Genomic DNA, 15431 nt, shown 5'->3' on the forward strand with positions numbered 1-15431 from the left:
TTAAGGAATAATTTCTACTGTTTCTCCTGCCTGCCAGCAAATATTCTCCGGCTGATAGTACAGGTATCCCGCGCCCGCCTTACCCTGGTAAGTACCTGGTACATCCACTTTCAGATCCAGTGCAATCTTTTTCGTCTCCTTTGCATTCATTCCTCTCCAATAGAACACCAGGTAGTTATCAAAGATCTCATAGTAGGCTACCTGTTCCTTATCGATCAGTTCTTTCAGTTGCCATGGTTGCCAGGAGAGGCCACCCGGAATACCGACTTTTACAATGGCCATACCTTGCTCCTCAGGGCTGGTATTAGTGACGTTGATATTCATCCGCACTGTTTCACCCACCTTTACCGTATGCGTATTTAAAACAGTTTGTAGTTTCAGCAATGCATTTGTACTGCTGGGTGGTGTTTCTGAATAATAATCACAGGTGAAAGTATAAGGAAGCCCTTCCTGGCCGGTATAGCGTACAGAAAATTTATTTTCTTTTGACAGATGATTTAAAGAAATCCTTTCCCCTGGTTTTACAATATTTCCATTCAAGGTAAAAGTGCTGCTATCGGTAGCGGTAGTTTTTTCCATATTGTAGTAAGCTGTCAGTGCTGAAAGTGCCTGAACGGTTCCCTGGGTAGACCCAAATCCATACTCGTTCTTTTTACTTAGTATATAGGATATGATTTGCGCAATCCGCGCCTTACGGGGTGCAGGCTCGCGCATCAAGGCCATAGCATACAGGGACATTGTTTCAACATATAGGGATACGCCCAGGGAGGCGACAAAACTCGTCCGGGATGATAATTTCCCGTCTATGAATAATTTATCCAGTCTGTTCATGAGGTCATTGAAATCTGCTGTCTGCTGAAGATTGTAAGCCGCCAGGGCCATAATACTGAGTTGATAGCCGTCATTGCTGTTGATGGCTCCTTTCAGTGCGCTTGCATATTCCAGTTGAAGATTTTTACCAGCACCTGCCTGAGACAATGCATACACGATATATGCATTCAGTAACTCAGGAGGCACACCGTGAAATTGTTCCTTTCCTCCCGGCGTAGGCATAAATCCCCCTTTGCCATCACGATGATCTAACAGGAACTTTTCAGTTCTGTTCAGCATATTTGGGTCTACATCGATAAACTCCTTCATCGCTGTGAATTCCAGCAGTCCATAAGCCGTCAGTGCTACGTGTGCGGGAGACCTTCCAAACCATTCAAAGCCATTTTCGGCAGTTTCAAATTTTATTAGCCTGTCATATCCTTCCTGCAGATATTCTTTTGCTTTTCTCTCCATGTCAGGGTTACGCTTGATTGCATGTTGCATTAACTGCAGGATGAAGATATTAGGATAGGTACTGCCCGAAGTTTGTTCAAAACAACCATGTGGTTGACGAAGCATGCTTTGAACGGCATCGGCGATTTGTGCGGTTATGGTCTGCAAGTCCAGTGAAATGCTGGGATTAAGCGGCATAGCCGGATTAGAGAAAATGAAAGTTGTATCTTTTGATTGATTGCCGGAAAAAGTGATGTGGATAGGGAATGCCTTTTCTTCTGCGGTAAATGGTAAGAAAAGCGACTGGCTATTTACATTGATCCGGATATTACCGGACATTGCGTAATAGGGCTTTGCAGAAATATATACCTGGGCAACCCCGTTTTTTTCTACGGCGATCTCTTTTACTGCTGTATCGCCGTTGACACCAGGGGGAAAGACAGCATGTAAATGGGCAATCACATTCTCATTGCTATAGTTTTTCAGCACAACAGGGATCTGCACATGATCACCTACATTGATGTAGGGAGGGATCTTAGCATCAACACTTACGATATCGTGAACTGCATAGGTATATTCTGTTCTGCCCACAGCACCATTATACCCGATGCCTTCAGTAATTGCTCTGAAAGTCGTATTGGCATCTGAATTATAAAATTCTACACTTGCATTACCGTACCTGTCTGTTTGAATAGTGGGGTTCCAGTAGATAGTTTCTCTGAAATCAGTTTTTGTATCGGGTTCAGTGGAAAGGTATTTGGGGGTGTAAAAGACGGGCACCTGGCTGAAGATGGAATTTGCAGCAGGTGTACTTATATTTTTGATGGAATAATTATATGTTTTACTAAGAGTAATATGGACTCTTCCGGCGTTTCGATTTCTATTAGTCGTAAAAAGGATCACTCCTGCGGCTGCTCTTGAACCATATAGGGCGGTAGCATCGGCTCCTTTCATTACGGTAATACTGATAAGCTCTGATGGATTGATTGTATTAAGAGCGTTGCCCTGAAAAGGAATGCCGTCTATGACATATAAAGGATCTTCTCCTTTTGCCAATGAGTTGAGTCCACGTATTTGTACTGATACTCCCTCTCTTGGATTGCCGCTTGCCTGATTGAAAACAACGCCCGCTACTTTTCCCTGCAATGCAAGTAATACATTATTTGCATTCGGTGGAATAATTGAGGATTGACTGATTGTTGATATAGAACTTGTTGAATATCTTTTACTGGTTACACTATATCCTATTACGACCACATCATTGAGCTGGGTCGCTTTGTCAGCCCATGTTGGTGCATTTATGACCATGGAAGGATAGGTGGCTACGGCTTCTTTCAAGCCGGTTTTTAATGGCTTGAACATGCCAGCTTCCTGTTTGTTATAGCCTATTCCATTTTGTGTTATATTAATCAGGAGTGAATCTTTCTTATCCCCTTCTGCAAGGAGCAGATAATCGGTGCCGGGGTCCAGGTCAGAAAAAAAGAAATTACCTGTATTAGATGTAATTTGTTCTACTCCCAGCTTCCTGTTGATATTAAATAAATAGAGTTTTGTTTTTATTGGGGTGCCTTTTTTATTAGTCACATGGCCGCTCAGTATATTCAATCTGTCTGGCGTAAATGTCAGTCTGTTACCGCTATTCACGATGTCTGTAAATGCAAAATAGCGATAACCCTGTGTGAGCATCAGCATATCCAGTGCACTGTCTGCCTTTGGTTCCTCCTGTTTAAAGTAAAACTGAGGTTCTTCAACTTTACCTCTCAGTTCACTACTCATCAACAGCCAGGATAATATATGATCCTGTTTGTCATCAGCCATCGTCCACAGCTTGTCATCAATGACAGATAGAGACAAGTTTGAGGGAATAGGCTGGCCATCTGCATTAGTAGTTGTGATGTTCATTTTTACTTTTTCCCTGGGCAGGTAACTGGATTTATCAGTAGTGATATGTACTTTCAATACATGATGTTTATTCATAAAGACCACCCGCTCTGCCACTTTCAAACGCCTGCTGTTACGCAGGGTAAATACAACGATTCCGGTAGGGAAATCTGCGGTGTCGATTTTGATTAATTGTGTACCCTTGTTAAGGCTGGCAGTGGTTGTATAATAAACATGTTCGCGCATAGCAGCCGTTAATGTTATGTCTTCAGCGGCGGTTGTAGTAATCTTTGCATATAGTTGCCCGTTTCGATGCAGCAGGTTCAAAATCATACCGTTTTCTGTGGCTGGTGGCAGCGGGTATTGCTGATTGCCAACATTTGCTGTATATTTTCTGCCCAGAGCAGGTGTAAATGGCAATATGCCCATTCCACCGTGATAACTGGCAAAGTTGGCAATCCTTTTGCCTTTGTCGTCAGTAATTACGCCCTTTACATCCACAGGTTTACCCTTTTCATTGATCGCCTTAAATGCCAGTACAGTCGGCCATCCTGCTACCAGGGTGCCTCCCTCCGGCATGAATTGCAGATCTATATTATTCAGTTCAATTGGAATGCTCCTGGATATAGATTCCGTAAATCCATCTGCAATAACTGTTACATTGAGCAAGCCATCGTTGGAACGAAGGTGCATAGGTAAAACAGCCCTGATAATAGTCTTGCCGGCGGTATCTGTTTTGAAATTATCTGTTTTATATTGTTTCCCGTCAAGGCTGACTGTGAACTGGCCGGTATAATGAGCCAATGGTTTATTATCTAATGTTCGGATTGCATACTTTGCTTTGATGGTATCGCCGGGGCCATATCCTTTTTCCATGAAATCCAGGCTAGCCAATATTCTGGGGGCCGTTACCCTTTGCAGATAGATCGATTTGCTGAACCAGGTGCTGTCTTTCTCATTTTGCATCCAGGTAGTGTAGGCCCTTATTTTGTAAATTCCTCCGGGCAGACTGTCATTGAATACATATCCGCCTTCACTGTAGCCTATATTAATGGGATGTTTTAACTGGGACAATACATTGCCGGAAGGGCTAATGATATCTACATTGAGAATCGTACTGGTCAGGGTAGGCGTGTTCAACTGTGCTTCTACCACATATGCTTTATAGTAGATGGTATCTCCTGGTTCAAAGTAAACGTGGTTGGTTTGCAAATATACTTTTTCTTTGGAGTTCGCATAATCCGGCACCTGTGCCTGTGCAGAGAGTGGCAGGAAAAACAATATAATGAAGAGTATCGTTCTTTTCATAATCTCAGAATGAAATGGTGGCTTCAATACCTGCAGTAGTAGTGGCTGGCAGGTTAAACAAATCGAGACCCGTGGTATTGCCCTGGTCGAGCAGGGGCTGGGCCGGATCCACTCCCTTATAAGGAGTCCATATCAGCACGTTGCGGACAAAACCTGTTAGTTTAAACTCGTTCACATATCCCTTGAATTTCCGTTTCATGGAAAGAGATACATTATTTAACCGCAAATAGTCTGCACGCTGTATATAATTTTCAGCTACCGGAGCCTGGGGTGTACTCTCTGCTTTTCGCTGGATAGCAGAGCTGGCGGATCGCCCGTAATAATCAAGCATAGCTGCGGTACCATTCCATCTTTCGCCTCCGTTTTTCCACTGCCAGGTCACACCCAGTTCAAGTGATTTGTAAGAGAGGTAATGGGAAATTGCCAGCCAGAATTTAGGATTAGGGTTACCAATCACTTTCAGCTCCGGATCTACCATTGGCTGACCATTTGCATCTGTCACAATCTGGTGATTGGCATCGCGTACATAAGCACTGCCCACTATCACATTGGATGGAGCCCCTGATACAAGCGCCGTATGCACCTCCCTGAGCCCTGCGGTAGGTGTGTAATTAAAGCCGTTCTCTACAGAGGTAATAGCATGTTTATTGGTTGAAAATGAAACCCTGGTATTAAATTTCCCCTCTCTATCAAATACACGGATATCATTGTGCGTAAATGTTATATCCAGTCCCTTATTCATATGACTGGCCATATTCTTTAAGATGATTGTATTGTCGCTGATAACAGGAACTACATCATGAAGGGTCTGCCGATTGAAGTAAGAGAAGCTTAGATTAAACCCACTATAATTTAAAAACAATTCAAGATCCCATTCCTTGTGATGAATGGGTTGTAAGCCAGTGTAATTATTCACCTCATTTATGGGAAGAAAGCCCGGAAGCGTTGTCAGCGTATAGTTCAGCAGATTAAGAGCTGCCTGAGACTGTTGGATAGGAAGTTCGCTGTTGAACTGGCTGTAATGGGAACTGAGGCTAATTGAAAGTGTACTATGGTACCTGATATACACATCCTTCGTCAGGGCCAGTGCTCCTCCGGGTAACCAGAATGCCTTTTTGCGGCTGGTATTGGAGAAATATCCCTTATTATTCAGGTGGAGGAAGATATTCCATGGTGATAAATCAAATTGGTAATGGAGCGCCAGATTTGGCTCATGGGTTTTCCTGCTGTATTTATACTCCGGAGGCATATGCAGATACCGGAGATGTGTATGCAGATTTGAATAATTATAATTCAGCTCAAGGGATGAAGTCATTTTATTGTCTAATAACCGGGGCATCGAATAACTTAGATTCCCCCTCGCCAGCAGGCGATCGTCTTCCTGTTGTCTTTGCACAAGGCTCCCTCCAGGGAATCCCGTTGTTCCCGCTGCATATGCTTCCGTACTATTGGTCTCATCGCCCTGGTAGGTGGTAATAATACTATAGATAACCCTGCCTGGCTTATTTTCAATTTTAATATTTGCATTCCGGGAGTGCCGGCGATAACCGTTTTCATGATCCTGGAGCAGGAAGAGCGGGTTGTCAGCATCATTGCTGTAACTGCGCTGGGTATTGCCAATCATTGTACCCTGTGCATTCTGAAAACTCACGGGCGTAAGCAGGGAATATTGGTACACCCTGTTTAAGAAACCGTTCCTGTTACTATAGTCAAAACGATCAGATACATTATCATAATTGAAGACAATACGCAGGTCTTTTTTCTGGTGTGCCAGCTCCACCCCTAATTTTTGCTCCCGGTTATTATTAGGTCTGATAATACTTTTATCATATTCCTGCCCGACTTTTAGTACCAGCGACCAGGGATTTCCAGTCAGTGGCAGGTAGGTCGTCTTTAGTAAAAAGTCATTACTGAGACTCATTCCCGTTCTTAAGATCCCATTATTATATGCCTTTGCTATTTTCCCGTTTCCGCTTCCTTTAGCTACTAGCTGGCCATTGTGGTCATAAGGATAATTGCTACCGTCATATTCCAGCGTGGAGATGGCAGGCCCATAACTGAAAAGGGTACCCGTCTCAGGTCCCATGTACTGATTGTTTATACCCTGCGCGTATTCCTGTTGCAGGCGTGGTTGCCGGTTGGCCCAATTAAGAGATGCCAGGGTGGCGTAAGTCCCGGTAAATGATAATGTCTTTACGTAATTCTGCAGAACGAATTCGTTGCCTACAACTGCAATTCTCTTTGTAGAAAATGGATACCTCAAATCCCCTTCCACCCGCTTCACATCCCTATTCGCACTGCTCTGTGGCAAAATAAACACCCTCCTCGAAGTATCCGCCTTCTTTACCAGTCTGATATAATCCTCGTTCGTCTGGGCGGTTGATAAAACAGGTAAAAACAGCAAGAGTAAAAAATATCTCAAGGTATTCAGTTTGGAGTTATGATGCTCAAAAAAACAGAATTGCATAAATGTAGAAAAAAATATTTCTGTACCTTTTCAAATACCCATAAAAAAACTGCCTGTCGTAAAGACAGGCAGTTTAACTCAAGTTGGGCATTGATTATGATCAGGGCTGCAACCACACGACTCTTACACCTCTGTGATCTGTATTCTTATCCATTTTCAGGGTAATAAACCTACCCTTATCGGCATCATAGTCTGATACACCCATCACCAGGGGATGGCCGTCATCATCTTTATTTATATTCAAACCAAACAGCGGGGCATATTCAGGCAGTTCATTATTGCCATCACATATATAATAGTAACCATCTGTATCCCGCACGCTGTGGAAAGCAAGTGCTTTTCCCTTGGCCGCCTTCTTCATGTTCTCATCTGTATTATTCATGGTCACATACACCCTGTCCTTATACTGGAAGCAGGCATAGCCCCTGTATTGCTCTCCCTTAATCAGCGGTTGGGCACTCCGGGACACCCTCTCTGTATTGAAGGCTGAGATCTCCCAGTTACGCAGCTCAGCATGTCTTGGAATCACACAGGTATATTGTGGCTGTCCATTCTGGTCAAATGATCCTACCGCCAGCCAGTCCTTGATACAATACACATAGGAGGCTGAATTAAGCGGTTTAACCTGTTTGCGGGTCAGTTCTTCATATACGATAGAAAAGCCGCCATCGCTGTGTAAAAATACGTTCTGTGGCATACCGGTGTAGTTCCTGCCGGCAAGCGCCTGCGTTTTTTCATTGGCCTTCGCCGGATAAATATCGATTTCCTGATCAGGTGTTTCGCGGGTAGGATCTACAAAGCCACAGATCCCGGCATACTTCTCCTCATCCCCGGCTTCTGCATGTGCATAACCGATAAACAAGATCTTCCTGGTAACCGGGTTATATTTCACCAGGCCACTATCGATCACTTTTTTAACGCCAATATTCAGTTTGCTGAGGGTCAGTGTATCAGTAGTTTTGCTCAGGGTTGCCATGATCAGCTGACCTTTTTTATCACCTACCTCAGTCTGGTTATAAATATGTGCAAAGAGACATACCTTTTCATCGCCCAGCACAACCATATCCAGGTAATTGATATTTTTATAGCGCGCATCACTGTTAGCGTAATAAACCCTTGAAATTTCCTTATGAGCACCGGTATACCAGATCACTTCCAGGTTGCCGCTTACAGAACGATCATTGTTGTGTAGTACCACCAGCGCATAGTTTTCACTGTTTGGATCCTTGCGTACAAAGAAAGAAGTCACAGGTTCATACTGGGTAATAAACGGCTGTGCAAAGTAAGCATAGCGATTCGTCGTCGATAGTTTCTCATCTCTCTTGATATTTCCTGTTTTGCCATCGATGACGATGCGGTATAATACAGGTTGCCTGGATTCCACCTCTGAGATAAACAAGGTAATATCATTGTTGGATTCGAACACCGCATTTACACAACTGCCAAGGAGGGTACCAAAGTTGGTGCTCAGGTGAGTCTGTGCTTTCGGTTTATTGTCCTCATCATAGATATCTACATATAAGCCATCCCTGGAAGTAATTTGCAGGAAAACAGTCGACCCGTTTTTCATGTGTAAAATACGGGCATAGCCAGCTACCGGTTCTTTGAAAAGAGGGCTCTGTGCTACGGTAGTGAGTTGTGCAAATGCTGTAACAGCACCCTGCAGTATTACGAACAGCGTAATCAGGAAAGATTTCTTCATTGTTTCATAGGTATATGACAGGGCAAAGATAGATAGTTTTATTTAATATGTATGGGTTTGATTTTGGATAAAACAAAAACGCTTCTACGTGAAGCAGAAGCGTTTCTAAAAGACTTACTGTACAAGGATTTCGTCGGTAAACAACCAGGAGGTAGACCCAACGAAGAGATATCCCTCCGGTATTGCCCCGAAGGCTTTTCCGGTAACCCGCACATACCGCGCATTTCCCTTCACAGGAATGCTAAATTGTTGCAAATAAGGTTCTCCACGTACGTTCTTATTATTATAGACTTTACCGGCAAGTTTAAAATTTTTCCCGTCTTTGGAAGTATATACCCTTACTTCTTTGGGCAGGAAAATTCCGCTGTTAGGATCACAAAGAAAACTGGCTGTGACCCTCTTTATCGGAGTAGCATTTCCCATATCTACTGTAGCATCCAGGTCTTTGCCGCTGAATCCCAGCCATTTACCACACTTGAAAGCAGTGGTACCCATTGTGCCATCGGTCAGTGTGCTGTCGCCAGCCGCTGCATACTGAGGCGCATAGGCTTGCGCAATGGTAACCTTCTTACCCAAAGCCAGGTTCACAGGTACAAAGATCCCGGAGCCTGCTATCTGCCTGCCATGGTCAAAAATACCAGCTGAAATATTGCCTGCCACATGAACAGGAAAAGGTTTTGTATATAAAGTTGACTGTGCATCCGGCAACTTGTTCTCAGCATACCTGATCTCTTTATTGGAATTTGTATTGATCTGAACAGTGGCAGTACGATCCCCATTAATTTTATAGGTAATCACCGGATCTGGACTTGCCGTCAGCAAGTCGAACCAGGCAGTGCCCTGATTAATCAGTTCCAGGGAAAGGATAGCATTGGTGGAAGAGGCCGGGGCCTGAAACGTAAAGTTATATTCCTCCCACTCAGGTGTCAGCGTATAAGTATGATCCTGCTCCATCGCATCGATGGCAATACGGAAGGTAGGCATGTGTTCCTGTGCCTTAGCTTTAGCCATGATAGATACGGTATAGCTGTTTCCCTTTGTCATCACCATTGGTATCAGCCTTATTTTGTTACCTCCGCTATCCACAGGAGTAATCAGCCGCATACTGAACATGCCTTCTACATGCTCACGCGGATCTGCAAAGAATGAAGCGCCTATATCCGCCTTGCGATTACTGGTACTTGTTACATTGCTGCCAATCGGTAAGCCAGGGCTTACAATCTTTTCAAAGCCTGGATTCAGGATCATATTATCCGCGGGGATTGCAGATGCTGCATTTGCACGAATGAGATATACCCGGGTGCCATAGGCATCAATGATGTCATGTAATACGCCATTCTCCAATGTCACTTCCCTGTTTTCAAACCAGCACTCTGCAGTGGCGCGCTGTTGAAGTCCTGTTGTAAGCGTATATACTTTGGGTTTATTCTCATTATTCACAGCTATCAACAATGTATTTCCCTGATAACTGAATGCCTTTGTAAGGATCTTCGGATCATCTGCATGGATTGCCGGTGCAGGATCTGGTGATAATAGGAAAGAGCTCATCTGTGCTGTCTCCACTGCCACATTACTGGCTGCAGACCAGGCAGACACTGATTGTGGATTCAGATTGCCGGGTGCATGTACATAATATTGAATACCCCTGGCACCACCAATCAATCCCATGTAGGTCATCAACCGGATCTCAGCACCTGTAGGTTCCCTGTTCCACATTTCCTGCCCACCAAATGCCTGGGGCACCAGCCATACAGACTTCTCATACTGATATGCTTTTGCATACTGTGTCAGGTCATCCATTACTTTATCCGCAGGTCCCGGGATAGGGTAGGGGTCAGTCATCGCTATATCCATCGTATTCCTGAAATCATTTGCTTTCTGTGGCATCATAAATACAATAGAGACAGGATGATAGGGATCCAGCTCACGGATCAGCCGGTAAGCCGCTTCCAGTACAGCCGGTGGACGACCCTGTCCATCTGGTTCGTCATTGATATAATAAGATAATAATGCAGGATGATCTTTGAATGCCAGCACTTCATTTTTCAAAATAGCAAGTTTTTCTTCATCCGTTTTATCCAGCCCCTTGTCGCCATTGTGCCCGCTGCCCACAAGCGAGTTTACACCATACTGCACCTTTACACCTACCTGTGCACAACGATCCATATATCGCCTGCGTTCGGCCATTCCTTCGGGCAGGTTATCCTGGTATACACCGATCATATTGAAGCCATGCGTTACTTCCCTTTCAGGCAGGTCGCCGGCAGGACCGCAATAAAATCCAAAGGGGAAAAAGGGCAATCCATCGGCAATCAGTCCGCCTGTCAGCTGGTCTATCTGTACTGCATTTGCCTTTGGTGCCAGTTTAATAATATTAATGTCACCTTGCTGAACAGTTGTAGTTCCTTTTTCCAATACATAGTGCAATGAACTGGTACCAACAGGTAATGCCTGCAGGCTGAATTGAGTAGAAAGCCGCTGCCCTTCTGTTTTAGCAACCGACACCAGTTTTTCCGAACGAAGTGATAAATTCAGTTTGTAATTGCCCTGATCAGGCAAGATGCAGATGATACTGCCCTCTTTTTCAGTGAGATAATAATTATACCTGTTAAAAACTTTGACCTGTGCATGTAATACCACCCCCCATATGCATAGGAGTGCACTCAGCATGACTTTTTTCATTGAGACCTGTTTTAATATTGTATAGGTAAAGTATAAAAAAGATGATGATAAAAATATATATTTTTGCTCCCCATATGAAACAGATCATCCTTACCTCATTATTGCTGGTTGCCATAGTGCCCGCTGTTGCGCAGACAGCTGACAGACTGGAATATCCCCTCTGGCCGCTGGAAAAAGGCACTTCGCTCTCCGTATATGCTGATAAAGCCTACATTCGTAGCTCTCCATCGGTAAAGGGATCGATAGTAGATTCTTTGTTGCCCGGTAGCCAGGTAATAGTAGATGAGGTGATCACCGCTGCACCGCTGACCATGAAAGGCCTGACAGCGGCCTGGCTGAAAACGCATTACACAACTGGTAATAAAGAAGTGAAAGGATATGTCTGGGTAGGCCTGCTGGCACTGAATGCAATTACAAAAGACGGTACTACTTTCATATATGGATTAGAGAAAAGAACGGTTTTATCTGAAACCGGGGAAACGCTAACCGTACGTATTAAAGCCCTGGATAAAGACCATCGCATACTGGATATGAAAGAATGGACAGTGCCCGGTGGTGAAAATGCAAGAAGCAGCGAAAGTAAACTGCTGGGAGAAATGGGACTGGACAGCGTAAAGGAAATTTTCCGTGTCAATTTCAGCGGCGATGCCTGTGGCTTGCCCACTGATTACTACTACTTTGGCTGGAATGGCAGTCAGCTACTGCCCCTGCCTGGCAAAACCAATACCTTCGATGCCGGTGCTTTCGCCTATACTGAAACCCTGATCTTTCCGAAAGAAGTAGGCGGCCAGCCTGGCAAGGTCCTGAAGCTCATAGTAACAGAGGAGTATGGTGAAGATGGAGAAACGGTAGAAAACAAAACTGTAAAAAAAGAAGTTTACACCTGGGATGGCAATAAAGCCACTAAACAATAATAATCGTCATTTTTACGACTATTCGTCAATCTGTAAAAATTAACGAAATATCGTAAATAATATTTTCCTTCAAAAATACTAACAAGCTTAATTTCAGTATCTTATATACTGGAATGACCTTTGTTTGCTTTTTTTCGTGATCAATTAAATTCTCATGAAGCAAGGCAACATGATGGTAGAATTTCTCTTATCGCTCAGTAGCGATATTGCCCTGATTCGTGACAAAGACGATTTTCTCAGGGTATTGCGTGAGCGCTTAAGAGAAGTCATCCATTTCAATGACATCGTCATCAATATCTTTGATGAAGATGGTAAGTCCCTGGTACCATATCTTTATTACTCGGAAGGCCGGCGTAAAAACCATCCTGCATTCCAACGCAGTGGACACAGCAAACTTGGTGGCGACCAGATCTTTGAAGCCGTTATGGCAGCAGAACAGCCACAGGTATTTAATGTAAGAAAACTCCTGAAGGTGAAAAATCACCCAGCCTACATTCCGTTATTCCGGGAAACGGGGATCGTGGAATTCTCAGGTATTCGCCTTCGCACCGCCACACACGAAATCGGGTGTCTCTTTCTCTTTTCCGAACAGACAGGCACCTTTCCGGAGCCGGTTTTACAACTCATTAAAGGCGTTTCCCACCAGCTTTCCATCGTCCTGGCAAACATGCTTGCCAATGACCGCATAGCCAGCCAGCTGAAAGAAATCGAAATTTACCGTCAAAGACTGGAGAATAAACATCCAGTTCGGAAAAAAGAAATTGCACAGGCAGATCTGGTAGGCAACAGCCGGGAAATGCAACAGGTTTTTCGCCTTATTTCACAGGTAGCTCCGGCAGACAGCACAGTGCTCATCCTCGGCGAAACCGGCACTGGCAAAGAACTTGTATCGAAGGCAATTCACAATCACTCTACCCGCAGAGATAAATTACTGGTAAAAGTAAACTGTGCCGCGCTACCCGTAAACCTTATAGAAAGTGAATTGTTCGGGCATGAAAAAGGAGCCTTTACCGGTGCAAGTGAAAGACGGATCGGCAAGTTTGAAATGGCCCACGGCGGCACCTTACTCTTAGATGAAATTGGAGAGCTGCCGCTGGAACTGCAGGCCAAATTATTGCGAGTACTCCAGGAGAGAGAAATAGAACGGATTGGTGGTAAAAGCCCTGTCCGCATTGATGTGCGCATCATCGCGGCCACGAACCGTGACCTGAAGAAAGAGGTGGAAGCCGGCCGTTTCAGAAGGGACCTCTTTTACCGCCTGAATGTATTTCCAATCGTACTACCTCCCTTACGGGAAAGAAAGGATGAAATTCCCGAGCTGGCAGAGTATTTCTTACAGCGATACGCTGGAAAAGCCGGTAAATCGGCCATGCGCCTGGCTGATGGGGTGAAAGAAGAAATGATGGCCTATCACTGGCCGGGCAACGTAAGGGAACTGGAGCACCTGATAGAACGCAGCGTTTTGCTGTCCAGGGGTACGGTGATCGAAGAGTCCTTTATCAGAAAAAGCCATTAAACAGCCAACAAAAGAACGTGTTTTTACAAACAACCATTTCCTGATTCAACCGACCTTTGTTTAGTTCGCAACCCACATGACTATGCTACACATCACAGACCAGTTCAACCATGTAGACCAGTTTTTCTCATTGCTGGATGCAACAATTGCCGAGATCAGGTTTGCATCTCCTGTCAGGATGAGAACCGTGAAGGAATTTGCAGCCACTATGGAGCTACATCCCAATTACCTGAATACCTTGCTCAAGAAATATACAGGAGAAAATGTGAGCTCTCACATTCGCAGGCGTTTGCTGGATGTATCCAAGAATTTATTGTTGGAAACGGACTGGTATGTGCAGGATATCAGTTATTGTGTAGGGTTTTCTGACCAACCTAATTTCAATATGTTTTTCAAGAAGAACGTGGGGCATACGCCTTCGGAATTTAGAAGACTCGCTGTTGCCATAGACAACAGCGAGTCTGTATCAGCTATTCTTTGATACCTGGTATAAAAATTTCTCCGGTATTCTTGTCCATATAACCTTTCTGTCCGTTGGGCATTTCTACCAGCAGGGCATTCCTGTCATGGTCTTCATCCAGGATTGCTTTCAGTACGGGCTTTTTTAGTTCCTTCATGGAGGCAGCTACCACTACACCTTTCTTATTATCTAAATAGGTCTCAATGAAAGCATAACGGCCCACCATGTCTTCCCTGAAGTGTACATCATCGTAAATAAACGGTAACAATACTTTGCCACTCATATCGATCACCCCTGTTTTACCATCTTTTACTGCTTTAATCTTGGAGGGGAAGTTTTTATCATTTGGATAATAAGACAGGTATTCCAGGTTGGTATATCCATTCAGATCAGTACTATCCAGGCCCTTGTATTTGTTGGTCTCACGGTTTTCCAGTACTACACGCCATTTATCGTTTCCCAGTTTATAGATGTACATATCTTTGGCTTTCTTATTCAGCACTTCACCTTCTGCCGGCATTGCGGAAGTGGGTTTATCCTGTACATTGCCGGGAGATGCGGTATGGAAGCTGGCATCATAATAGAAAACTTTGTCGTCGCCTTTCTTTGCTGCTACATACACGGTATTGCCTGCATACACTTCTTCAATATCATCGTATTCGGGTTTCAGAATTTCCCTGCCGCTGGTTACGTCTATCACACCATAGGTGTCGCCTGCAACGATGAGTGCATATTGATCCAATGCCGGATCATTGAAGCCGGTAACCTGGTTATACTTCCCGCCCTGCATTTTGCCCGCCTGCGCGTCAAAGATGCCCATTTTCCCGTCTTTGTTTACGAAGTAATAACTACCCTTAGCGTAGCTGGATCTTTCCGGTAAAACGTCTGTAAAGAGGCCTCCGATCGGTTTGTCATTGCGGATATCTATGATCTGATAGCCTTTGATATTCCTGGCGATGGCGGTGTAGTCCTGAAAAGCATTGGTAATATTTGTATAAGAAGGGTTAATTAGCACAGCGCCATTGGTATTGATCAATCCAACTTTTTTATTACTTTCTACACGGGCGTAGCCGTTTCTGAATACGTCAATGGTATCAAATTGTGGCTTCAGCAGCACACTTTTGTTTTTATCAGTCAGGCCCCATTTGCCTTTTTCGGTATAGGGATAGGGTCCCTGTGCCTTGCACCAGATGCTTAACAACAGCACCGGTAAGAAATATGCGGTTTTCATAGGTATG

General features: G+C 44.3%; 8 protein-coding genes. 3 read left to right on the forward strand and 5 right to left on the reverse strand.

All coding sequences use genetic code 11. From position 1 onward, the window contains the following. The 4 genes from DXN04_RS05425 to DXN04_RS05440 all read right to left on the reverse strand — a co-directional run bounded on the left by DXN04_RS05425 (position 1) and on the right by DXN04_RS05440 (position 11303). Positions 1 to 4452, reverse strand: a complete 4452-nt coding sequence (locus tag DXN04_RS05425; RefSeq protein ID WP_116852260.1) for a TonB-dependent receptor plug domain-containing protein — start codon at positions 4450 to 4452, stop codon at positions 1 to 3. Positions 4453 to 4456: 4 nt separating this feature from the next. Next, entirely contained in the window at positions 4457 to 6874 is a 2418-nt protein-coding gene (locus DXN04_RS05430; RefSeq protein WP_147319841.1) for a hypothetical protein, read from the reverse strand. A gap of 145 nt (positions 6875 to 7019) precedes the next feature. After that, positions 7020 to 8621, reverse strand: coding sequence for a hypothetical protein (locus tag DXN04_RS05435; RefSeq protein ID WP_116852262.1), 1602 nt, complete (start codon positions 8619 to 8621; stop codon positions 7020 to 7022). A gap of 114 nt (positions 8622 to 8735) precedes the next feature. After that, positions 8736 to 11303, reverse strand: a complete 2568-nt coding sequence (locus tag DXN04_RS05440) for a discoidin domain-containing protein (RefSeq protein ID WP_116852263.1) — start codon at positions 11301 to 11303, stop codon at positions 8736 to 8738. A 74-nt stretch (positions 11304 to 11377) separates the two neighbouring features. Between DXN04_RS05440 and DXN04_RS05445 the strand changes: the two genes are divergently transcribed. From DXN04_RS05445 to DXN04_RS05455, 3 genes are all read left to right on the forward strand, one after another. Then, positions 11378 to 12217 (forward strand): hypothetical protein, encoded by an 840-nt coding sequence (locus tag DXN04_RS05445; protein WP_147319842.1) that lies wholly within the window; start codon positions 11378 to 11380, stop codon positions 12215 to 12217. A gap of 154 nt (positions 12218 to 12371) precedes the next feature. Beyond that, a complete protein-coding gene (locus DXN04_RS05450) occupies positions 12372 to 13733 on the forward strand; it encodes a sigma-54-dependent Fis family transcriptional regulator (RefSeq protein WP_116852265.1) in 1362 nt (453 codons plus the stop codon). Positions 13734 to 13815: 82 nt separating this feature from the next. Further along, the gene (locus tag DXN04_RS05455) at positions 13816 to 14214 is read left to right on the forward strand and encodes a helix-turn-helix transcriptional regulator (protein WP_158568857.1); all 399 of its coding nucleotides are present in this window, start codon (positions 13816 to 13818) and stop codon (positions 14212 to 14214) included. On the opposite strand, the gene DXN04_RS05460 is transcribed toward DXN04_RS05455, so the two are convergent. Continuing rightward, the gene (locus DXN04_RS05460; RefSeq protein WP_116852267.1) at positions 14204 to 15424 is read right to left on the reverse strand and encodes a WG repeat-containing protein; all 1221 of its coding nucleotides are present in this window, start codon (positions 15422 to 15424) and stop codon (positions 14204 to 14206) included. The genes DXN04_RS05455 and DXN04_RS05460 overlap by 11 nt on opposite strands. Between the last annotated feature and the right edge of the window lie 7 nt (positions 15425 to 15431).

This window comes from Chitinophaga silvisoli (genome assembly GCF_003412465.1).
Classification (GTDB): Bacteria; Bacteroidota; Bacteroidia; order Chitinophagales; family Chitinophagaceae; genus Chitinophaga; species Chitinophaga silvisoli.

Coding starts and splice junctions, on each gene's coding strand:
- DXN04_RS05460 (WP_116852267.1), bottom strand. CDS start 15,424: ATGAAAACCGCATATTTCTTACCGGTGCTGTTGTTAAGCATCTGGTGC.
- DXN04_RS05440 (WP_116852263.1), bottom strand. CDS start 11,303: ATGAAAAAAGTCATGCTGAGTGCACTCCTATGCATATGGGGGGTGGTA.
- DXN04_RS05425 (WP_116852260.1), bottom strand. CDS start 4,452: ATGAAAAGAACGATACTCTTCATTATATTGTTTTTCCTGCCACTCTCT.
- DXN04_RS05445 (WP_147319842.1), top strand. CDS start 11,378: ATGAAACAGATCATCCTTACCTCATTATTGCTGGTTGCCATAGTGCCC.
- DXN04_RS05455 (WP_158568857.1), top strand. CDS start 13,816: ATGCTACACATCACAGACCAGTTCAACCATGTAGACCAGTTTTTCTCA.
- DXN04_RS05450 (WP_116852265.1), top strand. CDS start 12,372: ATGAAGCAAGGCAACATGATGGTAGAATTTCTCTTATCGCTCAGTAGC.
- DXN04_RS05435 (WP_116852262.1), bottom strand. CDS start 8,621: ATGAAGAAATCTTTCCTGATTACGCTGTTCGTAATACTGCAGGGTGCT.